Raw genomic sequence first — 16,825 nt, forward strand, 5'->3', positions numbered from 1 at the left:
GAAGGACGCGACGCTGGCATGATACGAACGATCCTAGAGCAACCGTTAGGCGTAAAGCGCTGTTGCAGATTTTAGGGGTGCAGCTGCTGCCGGCGTCCATTCGACACCGCAGGCATCAGCGATGCGTTCGGGCAATTGGGCCAGCGAGAATTGTGAGACAGATTTAGGCGTCAGGCCCGTATCAATGAAATAACCGATGCCATTATGCTGCCCGTTCTTGACGGCAACGAACGCAACGTCGTCGCGCAGCCCGGTAATCGGCTTGCTATCCAGATAATATACGAAGTCCGGCCCAATATCCTGCGACCAGATCAGTTCGACAAACAGACTGTCTCCGCGATTGTGGACCTCGAACAGCGGCAGGCCGCCCGGTCCTTGCAAAGCGGTCAAGCGGCGACAAGCCGCCTCTGCCTCATCTGCATTGTGACAGAAAACGACGAAGTCGCGCGACATCCGCGGTTCCACCCGAGCGAACGGCACACCGTTGCGCTGGAGGAAATCGGCATGCTCACGCAGGCGCCAGTATAAGGTTAGGCTATCGTGGGGATCCTGGTGCAGGCCGGTCGCAATCATAATCCGATAGGACGGAAAGGCTGCCATGACGGCAGCGACGCTGCGATCGTATAGCTCGTACACTTCCAGCACCGGGTCGGCGTCGGCACGTACGTACCAGTCGGGGTTCCGTTGGACTCCGTCATAAACCGACGAATTAAACAGATAGTGATGCTGGATATGAGCAGCAGCATTCAGGAACAACGACGCGAAGCCGGGCCGCGCGGCGCGAACTTCCTTTACGAAGACGTCGGTGAGCAGGCGATCGAGCAACATCGCCTTGCGCCACGGCCTGCGACGCGCAGCCCCTACCAGGTCGGAGGCATAGCCCGTGTAGCTTCCCGGACGAGCGTAGCGCACCAGCCCCGCTGCGAGCTGAGCGAGCATGGACGTCGTCATCTTGGCATCGGCGTTGCCGTTCACTGCCGCGGCGACGGGGCGATACAAGCTGGCCAGTGCATCGCCGGTGATGGGCGTGCTCGTCCATGGATCGGGCATAAAGAATGCAGGTTCGCTGCATCGGTTGCTAGCGTTCATTGGACTGATCGCTCCAACCGTCACGCCCTGGCGTTCAAGCACCTCCCATATTTGGTCCAGCGGCCGATCTTTGATGTCGCCCAGACGATAGACGCCGTGGCTCTCGAGCAGAAGACCGGTGTGTGCGGTGACCCACTGGATCCACGGCTCGAGTTCGTCATACCGCTGTTCCGAGGTCGTTGTGGACAGGCCGTGACGCCGCACGAGACCCGCCAGGTTCTGCAGCTTGCCAGCCTCGGCATAGCGCAGCACCTGTTCAAAGTTGACCTCATTAAGTTCCAGGAGGAGGACGCTCATGTGATTTTCCCTATAGAAATCATCCCCGATCCACAATTGCGCTTTTGGCGGAAGCGGATCAGCACTACCCCTTAGGCAACCGTACGCTAACCTCGTGCATCCAACCTTCGAGTTCGTCCATCAGACGCCCTCGCCCGAAAGCATTTTCGCCGTAGCGCATACCGGCCTGGCCCATCTCGGCTCGCGATCGCGCATCCAGCGACATCAGCCTCCGGACCTGCTTCGCCAGCGCCTCTCCGTCGCCGGCGGGTGCCACGAATCCCGCCCCGGCTTCTTCAATGACCCTCGCGCCCTCGCCATCCAGCATCGCGAGCAGCGGCTTGCCGGCTGCCAGGTAGCTCTGGACCTTGCCAGGGATCGTCATGCCCCAGATCGGCTCAGGACGCAGGGTTACGAGCAGCGCGTCCGCTCCGGCGAAAAAGGACGGCATCCGGTCCAGCGGATGTCGTCCGACGAGAATAACGCTGTTCTCAAGCCCGCGGCGCGCGATCTCGTCCCTCAGCATCGGCGCGGCGCGACCGTCGCCGACCACAATCCAGCGCAGTCCCGGCGTGTCCCGCAGCGATTCCGCGGCTTGCAGGATCGCCGGAAAGTCCTGCGCCTCGCCGATATTGCCGGCGAACAGGATCTTGAAGTCTTTCTGATAGGGAGCGAGTTCAGGCGCCGGCGACGCGGGGGTGCCTGCCTTGAAGACGCCCTCGGCCCAACCAGGAAAATAGCGGATCTTGGCGTTGCCGCCGGCCAGCGCTGCCACCTTATGCTCGAACGCCTGCGATTGAACGAGGATACGGTCGCATCGTTTGTAGATGAAGCGGACCATCGCGCCGACCATCGAAAGCAGACGCGGCGACTTGATGACGCCGATTGCGGCTAGCGTGTCGGGCCAGATGTCGAGGATCCACAGCAGCACAGGAGCCCGCTTCAGCTTCCGCAGCAGAATCGCCGGCAGCGCCGTCGTGATAGGGGAGGGCTGAAAGACGAAGATCGCATCGAACCTGCGCCCACGCAATTTCCAGGCGCCAATCAGCGACGCACTCACCGCAGCACTAACATAGCTCAGCAGCAGGCCGATGCTGGTTTCACCGCGCGGGATGATGGGCACCCTCACGACTGGCACGTCGCCAAACCGCGCGAAGGCCTTAGGATCTGCCCGATAGGCAGGGAAAATCCGTCCTTCGGGATAATTGGGCTTACCGGTTAGCACCGTGACCAAGTGGCCGCGTCGCGTCAGTTCCTCTACCAGGTCATTGACGCGGAAATTTTCTGGCCAGAAATAGTGGCTGACGATCAGGATGCGCATGGGATGTCGCCCGACCGGTTCAGTCGTATTCGCGCCACACCACACGACGCACATAGTCGGTGTAGCTGTGCAGGATGCGTACCACCTTGTCCGACACATTGGGCATCGAATAGTCGGCGACGAGGCGCAGGTCGCGGGTGTCGCCGCGTGACTGGCTTTCCAGGATCGTCATGGCCTGCTGGACGCGCTCCAGGCTGAGCCCGGTCATCATCACGGTGCCTTCTTCCATCCCTTCGGGTCGCTCATGCGCCTCGCGGATGTTGATCGCGGGGAAGTTGAGGATCGAGGATTCCTCGGTGATCGTGCCGCTGTCCGACAGCACCACCTTGGCCGACTTCTGAAGACGGACATAGTCGTGAAAGCCAAGCGGCTTGCCGAGCTGGACATTGGCGTGGAACGAGACGCCCGCCGCGTCGATCCGGTTCTTGGTGCGCGGATGGGTCGAGACGATGACCGGACGGTCATAGCGCTCGGCCAGATCATTGATGATGTCGACCAGGCGGAAGAATGTCCGGTCGGACTCGATATTTTCCTCGCGATGCGCGCTGACGACGAAATACTCGCCTTCGCTCAGGCCCAGGCGGTCGAGCACGTCCGACGCATCGATCCGGTCCATATAGTGATGGAGCACCTCGAACATCGGACTGCCGGTCTTGATGACCCGGTCGGGCGGCAGTCCTTCGGCAAGCAGGTAGTCGCGCGCAATGGTGCTGTAGGTCAGGTTGATGTCGGCGGTGTGATCGACGATCCGGCGGTTCGTCTCCTCCGGCACGCGCGCGTCGAAGCAGCGATTGCCCGCTTCCATGTGGAAGATCGGAACGCGCCGGCGCTTGGCCGGGATCACTGACAGACAGCTATTGGTATCGCCCAATACGAGCAAGGCGTCGGGCTTTTCCGCCACCAGCACCTCGTCCATCGCGATCAGGATGTTGCCGATCGTCGCCGATGGGCTGCCCCTGGCCGCTTCCAGAAAGCGATCGGGCTTGCGCAACCCCAGATCGTCGAAGAACACCTGGCTCAGTTCATAGTCGTAATTCTGGCCGGTATGGACGAGCACATGGTCGCAGGTACGGTCGAGCGCTGCCAGCACGCGCGACAACCGGATGATCTCCGGGCGCGTTCCGACCACCGTCATGACCTTCAGTTTCTTCATGTGCGCCTCAAACCTTCATGGCGATCGTGTCAGGACGGGCGCGATCGAAGATCTCGTTCGCCCACAGCATGACGACCATCTCGCCCTCGCCGATATTGGTGATGTTGTGGGTCCAGCCCGGGATGGTCTCGACGATCCGCCCCTCGCTGCCATCAACAATGATCTCGTGGCCTTCGCCGGTTCCAATGTGGCGAAACCCGAAATGTGCCTTGCCCGAAATGACGAGAAACTTCTCGACCTTGCTGTGATGATAATGATCACCGCGGGTGATGCCCGGGCCGGCGGTGAAATAGGAGAATTGCCCGCTATCGGGCGTCTTCAGCATCTCGACAAAGCGGCCGCGCGGATCGGCATGGATCGGCACGTCATAATGGAACGCGTCGACCGGCAGATAGCTGAGATAGGTCGAGTAGAGCGCGCGCACGAGGCCCGTGCCGACCCGCGGCGTGACCATCGTGTCACGGCTTGCGGGGAAGCCGCGGATGAGATCGGCGACTTCGCCCACGGTCGTTTCATAGACCGGTGCCATGTCCTTATGACCCGCATCGAACGCGCCGCCCAGCAGCGGCAGGAACGCATCGATCACATCGTCGACATAGACGAGCCGCAGGGGCGCGGCAGGATCATGGATCTCGATCATCTCGCCACGAGCAATGCGGTGGCAAAAGGTCGCGACGGCGGAATTGTAATCGGGACGCGCCCATTTGCCGAACACGTTGGGCAGGCGGAACACCGCCACGCGCGCACCGGTCGACTGCGCATGGTCAAGCAGCACCCGTTCGGCTGCCGCCTTGCTGCGGCCATAGGGATTGTCGCTCGCCGCCTGGATCGATGAAGCGTACACGATCGGCGCGGCGTTGCTCGCGTCAGCAAGCAGGTCGCACAACCGTTGCGTCAGGCCGACATTGCCCGTTTCGAACTCGGCGGGGTCAAGCGGGCGGTTGGTGCCGGCCAGGTGAATGATGGCTTCGGCATCCCCCGCCGCTACAGCCCAAGCCGCATCATCCGCCTCACGGCCGATCGCCAGTACCTCATGACCAAGTTCGCCGAGCCGGACCGCCAGGTTCTGACCGACGAACCCCCGCGCGCCGGTGACCAGCACCTTCATGCGTAGGCATCCTCGGAAACCGGCTCACCCTTCATCACCTTGTGGATCAGCGGCAGCTTGAGCAGCAGCGCCTTCATCCCCTCGACATCGAGGCGATGGGTATTGTGCGAATTATACTCTTCGCCATGGCTCAGCCGCTCTTCGCCCTTCTCGACGAACTTGTCATAGTTGAGGTCGCGCCCATCGGGTGGCACGCGGAAATAGTCGCCCATATCGTCGGCGACGGCGCGTTCCTCGCGGCTCAACAGGCTCTCGAACAGCTTCTCGCCGTGACGCGTGCCGATCGTGCGCACGTCATGCCCGGGCTTGCCAAGCAGGTCCTTCAGCGCGGCGACGAGCGTGTCGACGGTCGCTGCCGGTGCCTTTTGAACGAAGATGTCGCCATTGGATCCGTTCTCGAACGCGAACAGCACCAGTTCGACCGCATCGTCGAGCGTCATCATGAAACGCGTCATGTCGCCGTCCGTGATCGTGATCGGCCGACCCGCGATCATCTGGTCGACGAACAGCGGGATAACCGACCCGCGCGAAGCCATCACGTTGCCATAGCGCGTGCCGCAGATCGTGGTGGCAGTCCCCTCCAGATTGCGCGACGAGGCGACCATGACCTTTTCCATCATCGCCTTGCTGATGCCCATGGCGTTGATCGGATAGACCGCCTTGTCGGTGGACAGGCAGACGACCCGCTCGACACCGGCGGCGATCGCGGCGGACAGGACGTTCTCGGTGCCCAGCACGTTGGTGCGCACCGCCTGCATCGGGTGGAATTCGCAACTCGGCACCTGCTTCAGCGCGGCGGCATGGAAGAGGTAATCGACGCCACGCATCGCCGGCCCGACGCTGCGCTCGTCGCGCACATCGCCCAGATAGAATTTGATGCGCGGGCTGTTGTACAGCTTGCGCATGTCGTCCTGCTTCTTCTCGTCACGGCTGAAGATGCGGATCTCGCGCAGCCCCGAGTTGAGAAAGCGCCGCAGCACGGCGTTGCCAAAGGAACCGGTCCCACCGGTAATGAGCAGGGTCTTATCGTCGAACATGTGGGTCCTCTGTCAGGCGGCGAGCGCGGCGCGCACCATCTGTTCCTTGGTATCCGGGTTGGGATAGTTGATGAGCACCGCTCGATAGGCGCCCTTGAACACGAACAGGCTGCCTGCCGATGCGCCGACGACGCCGACTTCGCGGATCAGTGCTTCGATATCCGCCAGCGAGCCGGCGCCGCCCAGGAAGGTGACGGGCACGCGTACCGCGTCGCGGATCCGCTTGGCGAGTTTGAGGTCATAGCCTTTCATCGTCCCATCGAGGTCAATCGAATTGACCACGATCTCACCGGCTCCGAGCCGTACCGCTTCCTGCGCAAAGGCGACCGGGTCCAGCTTGTGCGCTTTCTTCCCGTTGTGCGTACGGACCTCAGGGCCGCCCACCATCTTCTTGCGGACGTCGATCACGACCACCACGCTCTGGCCTCCGATCTCCGCCGCGATTTCGCTGATCAGTTCCGGCCGCTCAACGGCTGCGGCGCTGATCGCGACCTTTTCGACGCCCAGGCCGATGATCCGCTTCGCCTGCGCCGCAGTGCGTACGCCGCCGCCATAGCAGAGCGGCATTCGGCATTCAGCGGCAAGATGCGCGATGACCGCGAAATCCGGCTCGACGCCGTTCACCGTCGCGTCGATATCGAGCACGACGAGCTCGTCGCTTTCTTTCTCGTTGAAAATCTTGACCGCATTGACCGGGTCACCGACGTATTTGGGATCCTTGAACCCGACCGTCTTCACCAGGCCGCCTTCGTGGATCAGCAGGCAAGGAATGATGCGCGGACGCAGCATGACTCAGAGCTCCGCAAAATTCTTGAGAAGCATCGCGCCGAAATGATGGCTCTTCTCGGGATGGAACTGCACGCCCCACACATTATCGCGCCGCACGGCGCAAGCGAACGAGGTACCATAGGTCGCGCTCGCGACCCTGTCTGCCAGATCCGCAGGCTCGTAATAGAAAGAATGCAGGAAATAGAAGCGCGCGTCCTGCTCCAACCCCTTGAACAGACCACCATCGTTCGTCGGCGCGACGTCGTTCCACCCCATGTGCGGCAGCGGCAGGTCATCAGGTGTCGGCATCGAACGGAAGTGACGCACCGTGCCAGGCACCCAGCCAAGACCGCGCCCCTGCCCTTCCTCGCTGGTGTCGGCCAGAATCTGCATACCGACACAAATGCCGACCACCGGCACCTTGTCGCTGACCACCTTTTCCTCGAGCAGCGGGCGCATGCCCGAGGCCTCGAGCAACTCCATCGCATGATCGAACGCGCCGACACCGGGCAGCACGATGCGCGTCGCGTCCGCCAGCTCGTCCACCGTGCGGACGGACTTCGCCGGCACATTCATTCGCTTGTACATGTTGAGGAACGCGCCGATGTTCCCCAACCCATAATCGATGATCGAAATCACCGGATGATCGCTCGCTGGATGCCCGCGGCGCGAAGCACCTTCGTGCCGAGATGGATCATGCCCATGTCATTCTTGTAATCGCGGAACGTCTTCTTCGGCCCTTCATGATAGGACCGCAGTTCATCGACCGTGATGCCGAGCTTGGTCGCGATATACTCGAAATCCTCGGCGATCGTATCTGGATCGTACGCCGGGACCGCGATCTTTGCGAGCGCCTCATCCCGGCTCAACTGGCCGGTCAGAATCAGGCTGGAGAAGTGCGCGCGGCGCTTGTCGTACCCGAACTTGGTCGGCAACCAGTAGCTTTCATAAAAGCGCGTGAAGCGCGATTCATAGTGCTTGTGCGCGTATTTCTGCCACCCGAACTTGTCGACCAGCTCCTGCATCGCCTCCTCCTTGTGGAAGGGGATGGAGTTGAGCGGCTTCACCACCTGGACGCCCTTGGCAAAGCGATACCAGATCTTGAAGCGAAAGATGCCCGCAAGCGGGAACTTCTTCAGCGGTCGCGTGCCGAACCGGCGATGGATATCCTTTAATTGCCGAAGATCGGTCGCGTGATAATGCCATTCCAGCGGCTCGCGCACGCATTCCGTGGAGTAGTTCGCACCGGTCAGGATGTACTTTATCCCATTCTTCGCGGCGAAATTGTAGAGGCCAGCGAAGAACGCATGGTCCTGCGGCGTGTCGAGGTGTGGCACGTTCGCCTTAAAAAAAGCGAGCTGCAGATCGCGCATCTCAGGCCAGTCGACGACTTCGGTGAATAGATCGAGATCAAGCCCGTCGACGAGCTTCTCGATATTGTTGACCGCTTGCTGAGAGTTCCAACCCGCGTCAACGTGGTAGAGTAAAGGACGCAATCCAAATTTTTCTTTTGCGATATACGTCACATAGCTGCTGTCGACGCCACCGCTAAGCCCAATCAGACAGTCGTGATCCAGCCCCTTGCCATCGCGCTTGATCCGCTCGACCTGCGCCATGATCTCCCGCTCGCCTCGCTCGTCGGGATGCCAGTTAGGAACGATGTTGTCGTAGTAATTATTGCAATAATCGCACCGACCCCGCTCGTCGAAAACGATACCCGCGTCGCTGGTGTCCATAATGCAGTTTTGACAAATCTGATACGGCCTGCCCGTCACCACCAAACTCCAAATCTCGAGGAAAGCGCTCTAGACGCAGTCCGGAATGCTGCCAAGCTCCTTAAGGTCACAGGCAGTGCGCCTCAGCCCGACCATCCAGCGCGTGTCGATATGCGGTGACCGTTCCGGTGAGCGACCTCAACAAATCTTCCCGACCGGCCGCGTAGAAGCGATCCATCGTCTCAACCGTGGAAAGCGGAGCCTCGTTACACCACCAAATAGGATGGGTCAGAAGCTGAATCGCACGTCCTTGCGCCACGGCAGGATGGTCAAGCGGATGCCCATGGCGCCACGCACCATTGCTATCGGAGACATAACCGATCTCGCTGAAAAAGGCAGGCTCATAACAATGCCTTCGCCCCGCGATTGAGCCTGAGCGGTTCAAATACGCCGGCGCGGGCCGATGAAAGGATACCGACTCTACCGGCGCTCCCGCGCATCGGGCAAGCAAATCACATTCTCGCTGCGCGCAATCATCCAGATCGTCCGATTGGACGGAATACTGTTCTACGTCAAAATGAAGGCCAACGTGGTGGCCCAGATCAATGATCTCGGACAGAATTTTGCGACTATCGGCTGCCGCGATAGAATAGAACGACGTCGACACGAGAACGTAATAGGTCGAACGCACGCCGATATCGCTTTCGCGGCGCGCGAGACGCAACGCATAATCGAGAGACAAGTCGACATCATGACGAAGAAACATGTGTCGCTGCTCGCGATCCAGCTCCGGCAACATCACGTCCCTGTATCCAAGCGCAAGCAGTGCTTTAAGCAACGCTTCATACTCCCGCGCGGGGAATGCGGTTTGCGCCCATTTAGTTCGTTCAGTCACAAATAGTCTCCACCGATATCATGCGCTTTGGCATCGGTTACACCGACTTATCTTCCGGCACGCGCTGATGCGCCGCCGTTTGTGGATGTCCTTGCCGCGATGTCGGCATCGGTGCTAGCTAAATCCGCTCAGCGCAACCGAGAACACGGCGACGAAAGTTAGGGCGCTGCGCGTGGCGAGGTGGTTTCATGTTTCAGTCGAATTCCGGCGAAGTTCTTCGGTTAGCTCTGAAAATAGGTGATGCCTCACTCCGCAACTGCAATGAAAGTCTCCCTATCCTGCAGTTGAGTTCGGCAAACAGCATGAGGCGCGGAAGCCTCGCTTTTGCCAAACGGGCACTTACCGAAGGCGAGATTCCCCTCGCCGACGCCTTGCTAATAACAACTCCGGAAATCGGAGGCGATATCAATATGCCTCTGCTGATCGTGGAGAATCCCCGGCTGACCTTTGCCTACACCGCGAATGCATTGGTTGCACGGGCAGCAGCCATCGGCGGCGGGGAGGAGCATCCTGTATCTACCGACGCCACGATTCACGAAACCGTGAGGATAGGGCACGGCACCGTCATCGGACGCGGCTGTCGGATCGGTCCAGGCACCCGCATCGGTCATTCGGTTACCATCGGCCCCGATGTGTTCATCGGACAGGACTGCGTTATCGGATCAAATAGCGTGATCGGCGAGACAGGATTCGGTGTCGAGAGCTTCGGGAACTTCGAAAATGTCCGTCTTCCGCATGTTGGGGGCGTGGTTATCGGCGACAATGTACATATCGGCGCGCTCAACTCAATTGCGGCAGGAACTCTGAACCCCACGATCATCGAGGATCATGTTCAGACGGACAATTGTGTACATATCGCCCACAACTGCCGCATCGGCCGAGGGACGCTGATCACCGCCTGCGCAGAGATCAGCGGCAGTGTCGATGTCGGCCGGGGCGTATGGATCGGACCAAACAGTTCGATCATGAACGGCGTAACGATCGGCGATCGAGCGCTGGTCGGGATTGGTACGCTGGTTCGGAAGGACTGCGATGCGGGGATGGTCTATGCAGGAACGCCCGCAAAGTGCCTCGGCGAACGCGCGCCATAAGCCTGTGACGCGTTCAGCATGAGGCAAGCGGCAGAGTGGTAAGACGGATTATGAAACCCACGATTGAAACCATCCGGTCAGGACGCTCATCACGCCGGCCTTTCTTGAAATCGATTCTTCTTGCTTTTGGAATGGGCGCGCCCGGCGCGCTTAATGCTGCTCAGACGAGGGCCGACCCTGAGGCTGGAACACGCACCGACACCGATTCACCCGCAGCGCTGCAGCGACTGCAGGATGGCCTGGCCTCCATGAAGTCGGCGCTTGCGCGCGATGCATCGCCGTCGCTCGGACTGAAATATCCGGAAGAAGGGACGCGCACGCGTAACTGGGCAGAGGTGGCGTCCAAACAAATCGAACTGTCGGGGATATCGGGAGCCGATCCTTCGGCAAGATCGGACAGCTACGCTGCAGTCCAACGCGGTCTGCAAATCGCGTCGGAACGCCGCGGCGAATTGATCGTGGACGGCGGATACCGGATCAACGCGGCGGGCCGGATGCCCATCGAGATCACAGCGCCGATGACGCTTCGCGGTGCCCAGCAACGCTCCGGCAACATCCCGTCGCTCGATGGCCACCAGGCCGGCCTGTATTTCGATCACGATGTCGCATCGGGCATCCTTGTCAGGGACAGCCAGCTAACCATCGACGGTTGCGCCATTATCGGCCCTGCACGATTGTCTACCGGCGCCGGCATTCGGGTGACCGGCGAAAACGCGGCCCTGCGGCTGTGTGGCGGCGCGGTCATCCAGTCCTGGCGGACCGGGGTGCGATATGAAAACGGCTATTATCACCGGATTAATGACGCCTGTGTCATCGATTGCATGATCGGCCTGCAGGTCTCGGCATCTTCGGCGCTTCCACCGATCTACAATCTCGTCATCACACAACTGAAGCTGACGGCGGCGGCGGTGCCGGGATCGACAGGCCTCAGCCTGGAGGGAGGAAGCCAGGTCAGCATCGCCCAGAGTTCGTTCGAAAGTTTCGGCAGCGCCGGGATCGACCTCCGGGATTCGAGCCTCGACCTGTTTTCGAATTATTTCGAGGGATATGGCGGCGACAACGTCAGACTGTCCGACAAGGGGCGGGTTAACGCCATCGGAAACCGCGTTTACCTGAGCAAAGGCGCGAGCCGCTGGATCAGAGTTGCCGAAACGGCAGCCGAAACCCAGGTCGTGTCCATCGGCAACCACTTCGTCATGCCGGAAGATGCGGTGGCTGCGGATGCCTATGTGCTCAGAAACGACGACCCGCTCGCCGTGTCGAATATCGGCGAGGACATCATCCTCAATCGGACGACAATCGGGCCAAACGCGCACTACCTCGCTGCGAACTTCTTCGCGGGTCGTGGTCCCGCGGCACTGCGCGGATCGCATAGCATCCGCTTCCCGGTCGGTCATGCTCGCCACTATCTGCCGGTCTCAACGGTGCCCGCTGCGACCTGTCCCGCCCAATCCGCCTTCGAGCCCGCGCCGATCGCGCCCGTCATCCTCCCGTTCGCCTGCACCGGATCGGCAGGGGACGATCCCGGGCGCTGGCGATCGTCGGGATGGGGCGCGCATCCCATGATGATGGCGTTCCATCGCTCTGCCGACATACCCGAGGGGCAATGGGAAAAGGTCGGCCTGCGGCTACCACACGTACCCACACCATCCGGCGGTTCCGTCGTGGACGTGGAGGCGCGGGCAACCCTCTCGGCCTTGCTGCACGCCTTCGCTAAACAGGCCGTCATGCCGCCCCGCTAGAGGCCCCTCGCGCACGACGCGGAACACCTGGCATCAAAGGACCGCGATGCGTATGCCGGCCAGGACACATGAGATCGGAAGTAGTTATGAACGCCAACACCAACCAGATCAACGATCGCCATATGTCCGCTTTCCTCGACGGCACGCGTCTCTACGGCAACGACTTCGAACTCGACGCCCTGCAAAGATGGTATGATGAGGAAGCGGAAGGCTATGCCGATCTGGGCGCGAAGGATAGCGGCTCGTACCGTTACGAATACCATGAACTCAACCGCCAGCATGCTTTCCGGCATCTGCCCGAGCAATCGTCCCTCCGGATCCTGGGTCTGGGCAGCGCTTATGGCGAGGAGCTTCGCCCGTTGCTGCCGCGTGCGCAGTCCATCACGATCCTGGATCCGTCGTCGGCGTTCGTCCACGACACGCTGGACGGCATCCCCCTGCGCTACATCAAGCCGCAAATCTCCGGAGTGATCCCGGCGGACGATGCTAGTTTCGACGTCGCGACCAGCTTCGGCGTTCTCCATCACATCGCCAACGTCGAATTCGTGTTGTCCGAGCTGCACCGCACGCTTGCGCCGGGCGGCCATCTTGTCCTGCGCGAACCCATCGTTTCGATGGGCGACTGGCGCCAACCGCGAACCGGGCTGACGAAGAACGAACGCGGCATTCCGCTCCGCATTCTCGAGGACTTTGCCCGACGAGCGGGTTTCGCCATCGTCGAGGAAACGTTGTGCGACTTTCCGCTGACCCGCCTGACTTTCGGTCGCATTCGCTCCGACGTGTTCAACGACAGGACCGCAACCCTGGTCGATGCGATGATCAGCCGGCTCTTCGCATGGAAAGTTCGCTATCACGCGACGACGGGTTGGCAGAAGCTGCGCCCGGCCAGCTGCGCGATGGTCCTGAAGAAGTCCGACTGAATTCTGCACTCAATCGAGCCGATCTTGCTTCAGGCAAGACGGCTGCATGGGGATGGGCAGAAAACCACGTCGCCGCGCTCTACGCCGTTACCGCGACAGGTCGATCCCGTTCTGTGATCGCCTCCCCTATGATGGAAAGCAGGGCCTCATTATAGCGCTCCGCCGTAAACCGGGTCTTTGCCACGTCGGCGTTGTGTTGCGCGATCGCGACGAGCTTCGCGTTGTCGGACAGGCAGGTTTCCACCGCCTGCCTGATCGAATTGACCGAATGTTTTTCGACCTCCCAACCGTTCTCGCCCGGCGTGAAGATATCGAAGATTCCGCTATGATCAGTGGTCAGGACTGCGCACCCCGCAGCATAACCTTCGAGAATGCTGATCGGCTGACCTTCGAACGGATAATAGGTCGGCAATGCGAGGACATGCGCCTGCTGCAGTAACTGCTTCTTGCGCTCTCCGTTGACCACGCCGTGATAGCGCACATAGGGTCGATCGGCGATCGACGCGAGGAAATCGGCCTTGTCGTCCTCGGTCACGAACGCACCGGCGAAATCCAGCTGTACTGCACCGGGATGGTCACGTTCCAAAGCGTGGACGGCGTCGCGCAGCAGCAGATAGCCCTTTTCGGCGATCATGTTTGACAGGAACAGGACGCGCAGCCGCCCGCGTTCGAGGAACTTGGCTCGAACCAACTCCGCGGGAAGCTGATACTCCTGTTCCGCAAAATTCTCCACGACACGCAGCTTGTCCGGCGCGATGACACCGTCATAGACGCGCCGCAATCGATCGCCGAGCACGATGACGGCCGCCATGCGCCTGAGAAAGGCTGCGTTCAGTCGCCGGATCACACCGACCGGTCCGTGCAGCAGCCGGATCATGCCCGCACCGCCATGAAGGTGAACGACCGTATTCGGCAGAAGGCGACGACACGTCAGATAAATCAGAAGATCCTTCGCATTGCCGAGGATCGATTCCGTGATGGTGAAATAGACCCCGTCAACACCATCGGCCTCGCGTCGCACCTGCCGCAGGATTCCCATGATCTCCTTGACGCGCCCCCAGACGAATCCGCCACTGGCGAGGTCGGATTTGTTGATGTTGATGACGCGGACATCATAATGTTTCGCCAGTTCCTGCAGGAAGACCGCACAGGCCAGCGACTGCCCGGTAATCGGGGGCGGGACAGTGCCGATGAAAAGAATGGTCTTCCTCGTCGGCATGCCGACGGCCGACCCATGTTCCGACGCCACAGTCGCTCAACCTCCGCAATATGTCAGTGTTCTTGCCGCGATCGCGTCATAGTCGAGGATTTCCGCTGCCGTCCGCGATGCCCCGTCCGACATGCGTTTCAGTGCGTCGCGATCCCGATGCAGCCGTTGCAGCTCGCGAGCGATCTGGACCCGCAGAGGCTCTTCCGTATCGAGGACGATCAGGTTGGCGTGCCGGTTCAGATATCCCACGGGTTGCGTTCCCCGCAACGTCTCCGATCGCTCGCTGACGATCAGCGGCAGCCCCATCCCGAGCGATTGCTGCCATAATACGGACTGGCCCGCAGGAAATATCGCGACGTCAGCGGCCGCCATATGCGCATAGAGGCCGGCTCGATCCTGCCAGCCAACTCGATGGATCCGCGGATCTTGATCCACGAGCGCGCCGACGCGTTCGTCGTAAGTCTGGTAGGCGGAGTCGGCGGTCCCGACCAGGATGACGTGGATAGGCGCACCCGGGAGGTCACCGACGGCTTCGAGAACGGCTTCCGTGCGTTTGTACGGCGCGAGCTTACCACCGGTGAACACGACCAGAGCATCGTCGGGAATACCGAGCGCCGACCGGATCTGACCGCGCGCGCCGCTCGCCAGGACGCTGCGCGCAAGAACTTGGTCGGTTCCTAACGGCAGCAAATCCATTTCCGCATCCGGAATATGGTACAGCTCGCGCAGGAACGTCGCGCTCCCCGGTGTCACGGGAAGTATCCGCTTCAGATAAGGGCGGGCTCGATCGAGCATGCGGCGCCGGATGACGCTATGCAGGATTTTGCGTGACACCCAGTTCGCGCCCGAATTGGTATGGTCTCCGTGATAGTCCATAATCATCGCGCAATCGGGATGCTCGCGCACGTAACGTACGCCTTCGGACATGTTCGGGATGATGTCGTGGAAATACAGCAGATCCGGCTGCACTTCCCTGATGATCGGAAGGATCGGTTCGAACCACTTCAATCGATGCGCGATGTTGCGGCGAAACGGAACCCGTATCAGGCGGCCCCATGAATGATTGTCTTCGGTGCCTGGCCCCTGGCCACGATCCCTGTCGTTCACATAGTCGCCCAGCACCCGGATCGTCGATGCGACGACCGTCACCTCGTGGCCTGCCCTGTGATAGCAGCGGGCGAGCATGTTTTCCTGATAGTCGAGCGCGTCGTCGAAGAACTCGCAGATCATGAGAATCTTCATACTGGAACATTCCGGCCAATATCTGCCTGCCGATCCTCCGCAGTGCCGAAATATCCCAAGGCCTGTGGCGGCATGCGCACATCGACCATCGCGCAAAGCGTTGCAAGCCACACCCACCAATAGACATAGCCAATGGCCTGGCTCGGAACGACGCCGATGATCGGAACCCCGAGCGCACCGAGCAGTACCGCCATCCGGAAGCCTTCAGGAATATCCCGGCGGGACAACGCTGTGAGAAATAGCTTCACGATCATTACGACAAATAAGATGAGTGGAATAATACCAAAATTAACGGCGATTTCGAGGAAGATATTATGTGGATTAGGAATTAGATAATTATAGTAATCGATGATATATTCTTCAAATCCACCCGCGCCGATCCCAAACCCGAAGGTCGATATCAACCCTTCGATCCCCGCACCGATCAGACCCGATCGCTGATCGTATGATTCGTCGGTCGCACCGATATATTCAAATCGCAGCGTAGCCAAACCATAGAGATCCCTGATCGCGTCCGCATAGCGGATCAGGATGAACGGTATCGCCAAGAGAAGGACCGGTATCGCGTAGGTCCGAAAGGTTCGGAACCGCACGAAATAGACGACACAAACCAATGAAGCATAGATGAGTGCGCCGCGGCTCGTGTTGACGAATACAACCGCAAGCAGCCCGAGATTAACGGCCAATACCAATAGGCGTTTGCCGATGCTGCGCATTTCGAGAAACATGCCCATAGTGATCGGCAGGCCGAGGCAGAGCCAAGCGCTGAAGTCATTGTAGTTTCCGAACAAGACTGACGCGAACGGAAATTGCCCAAGCCCTCTGATGGTTCGATCGTCGAGCGCGAACTGGAAGTGGTTGCCGGTGGCGAGTTCGTAGAAGGCGACACACAACGACAGTCCGATGACGACGAGCCATGCCGTCATCAAACGGCTGACCCCCAGCGGGCTGAGATCGCTGTGCATGACGATATAGAGCGACAGGGCGCCGACGCCTATCGCGAGGAGGATGCCCAACCCGCCCAGCACATCGACTGTCCAGAACAGCGATATCGCGCCGCCCAAGACCATGACCCCCGCCATCGTCAACATCTGCCTTGTCATCCTGGCCGGCGCCGCCGGTTCCTTCGATGAGATTAGCAGCAGTAATGCAGACGCGATGAGGACCACGCGCGCCGGCTGGAACGAGCCCCCCGCGCCGCCCGCCAGCGTCGCGATGATAACCGTGCAAAGCAGATAGGTAAAAAGCCGCGGCACAG

The 16,825-nt window shown here is 60.4% G+C and carries 15 protein-coding genes; 3 read left to right on the top strand and 12 right to left on the bottom strand.

Going from position 1 to position 16,825, the window contains the following annotated elements; genetic code table 11:
- Positions 1-45: 45 nt before the first annotated feature.
- From AC07NK_RS00710 to AC07NK_RS00750, 9 genes are all read right to left on the bottom strand, one after another.
- Positions 46-1,386, bottom strand: a complete 1,341-nt coding sequence (locus tag AC07NK_RS00710; protein WP_495168651.1) for a hypothetical protein — start codon at positions 1,384-1,386, stop codon at positions 46-48.
- A 64-nt stretch (positions 1,387-1,450) separates the two neighbouring features.
- Positions 1,451-2,686 (bottom strand): glycosyltransferase family 4 protein, encoded by a 1,236-nt coding sequence (locus tag AC07NK_RS00715; RefSeq protein ID WP_495168652.1) that lies wholly within the window; start codon positions 2,684-2,686, stop codon positions 1,451-1,453.
- Positions 2,687-2,705: 19 nt separating this feature from the next.
- On the bottom strand, positions 2,706-3,839 hold the full coding sequence (gene wecB / locus AC07NK_RS00720; RefSeq protein ID WP_495168653.1) for a non-hydrolyzing UDP-N-acetylglucosamine 2-epimerase: 1,134 nt from the start codon (positions 3,837-3,839) through the stop codon (positions 2,706-2,708).
- A 7-nt stretch (positions 3,840-3,846) separates the two neighbouring features.
- Positions 3,847-4,947, bottom strand: coding sequence for a UDP-2-acetamido-2,6-beta-L-arabino-hexul-4-ose reductase (wbjC, locus tag AC07NK_RS00725; protein WP_495168654.1), 1,101 nt, complete (start codon positions 4,945-4,947; stop codon positions 3,847-3,849).
- Positions 4,944-5,984 carry a polysaccharide biosynthesis protein gene (locus tag AC07NK_RS00730; protein WP_495168655.1) on the bottom strand — a complete coding sequence of 347 codons (1,041 nt, stop codon included), beginning with the start codon at positions 5,982-5,984 and terminating at the stop codon, positions 4,944-4,946. The genes wbjC and AC07NK_RS00730 overlap by 4 nt, the downstream gene beginning before the upstream one ends.
- A 12-nt stretch (positions 5,985-5,996) precedes the next feature.
- Positions 5,997-6,773 (bottom strand): AglZ/HisF2 family acetamidino modification protein, encoded by a 777-nt coding sequence (locus AC07NK_RS00735; protein WP_495168656.1) that lies wholly within the window; start codon positions 6,771-6,773, stop codon positions 5,997-5,999.
- 3 nt (positions 6,774-6,776) lie between these two features.
- Positions 6,777-7,391 carry an imidazole glycerol phosphate synthase subunit HisH gene (gene hisH, locus AC07NK_RS00740; RefSeq protein ID WP_495168657.1) on the bottom strand — a complete coding sequence of 205 codons (615 nt, stop codon included), beginning with the start codon at positions 7,389-7,391 and terminating at the stop codon, positions 6,777-6,779.
- A complete protein-coding gene (locus AC07NK_RS00745) occupies positions 7,388-8,530 on the bottom strand; it encodes an N-acetyl sugar amidotransferase (protein ID WP_495168658.1) in 1,143 nt (380 codons plus the stop codon). The genes hisH and AC07NK_RS00745 overlap by 4 nt, the downstream gene beginning before the upstream one ends.
- Positions 8,531-8,594: 64 nt before the next feature.
- Positions 8,595-9,362, bottom strand: a complete 768-nt coding sequence (locus AC07NK_RS00750) for a hypothetical protein (protein WP_495168659.1) — start codon at positions 9,360-9,362, stop codon at positions 8,595-8,597.
- A gap of 188 nt (positions 9,363-9,550) precedes the next feature.
- On the opposite strand from AC07NK_RS00750, the gene AC07NK_RS00755 reads away from it, so the two are divergent.
- The 3 genes from AC07NK_RS00755 to AC07NK_RS00765 all read left to right on the top strand — a co-directional run bounded on the left by AC07NK_RS00755 (position 9,551) and on the right by AC07NK_RS00765 (position 13,115).
- Complete coding sequence (locus AC07NK_RS00755) at positions 9,551-10,453, top strand: UDP-3-O-(3-hydroxymyristoyl)glucosamine N-acyltransferase (protein WP_495168660.1); 903 nt, start codon at positions 9,551-9,553, stop codon at positions 10,451-10,453.
- A gap of 50 nt (positions 10,454-10,503) precedes the next feature.
- Positions 10,504-12,195: a right-handed parallel beta-helix repeat-containing protein gene (locus tag AC07NK_RS00760; RefSeq protein ID WP_495168661.1), complete on the top strand. Its 1,692-nt coding sequence runs from the start codon at positions 10,504-10,506 to the stop codon at positions 12,193-12,195.
- Positions 12,196-12,281: 86 nt separating this feature from the next.
- Positions 12,282-13,115, top strand: coding sequence for a class I SAM-dependent methyltransferase (locus AC07NK_RS00765; RefSeq protein ID WP_495168662.1), 834 nt, complete (start codon positions 12,282-12,284; stop codon positions 13,113-13,115).
- Positions 13,116-13,194: 79 nt separating this feature from the next.
- Here the strand turns inward: AC07NK_RS00765 and AC07NK_RS00770 are convergent, their stop codons facing one another.
- Genes AC07NK_RS00770 through AC07NK_RS00780 form a run of 3 tightly spaced genes read right to left on the bottom strand, consistent with a single transcriptional unit; the run spans position 13,195 to position 16,823 of the window.
- Positions 13,195-14,364 carry a glycosyltransferase family 4 protein gene (locus tag AC07NK_RS00770; protein ID WP_495168663.1) on the bottom strand — a complete coding sequence of 390 codons (1,170 nt, stop codon included), beginning with the start codon at positions 14,362-14,364 and terminating at the stop codon, positions 13,195-13,197.
- Positions 14,365-14,370: 6 nt separating this feature from the next.
- Complete coding sequence (locus tag AC07NK_RS00775) at positions 14,371-15,567, bottom strand: glycosyltransferase family 4 protein (RefSeq protein ID WP_495168664.1); 1,197 nt, start codon at positions 15,565-15,567, stop codon at positions 14,371-14,373.
- On the bottom strand, positions 15,564-16,823 hold the full coding sequence (locus tag AC07NK_RS00780; protein ID WP_495168665.1) for an O-antigen ligase family protein: 1,260 nt from the start codon (positions 16,821-16,823) through the stop codon (positions 15,564-15,566). The genes AC07NK_RS00775 and AC07NK_RS00780 overlap by 4 nt, the downstream gene beginning before the upstream one ends.
- Positions 16,824-16,825 lie beyond the last annotated feature (2 nt).

The organism is Sphingomonas sp. GW821-FHT09B04 (genome assembly GCF_059418285.1).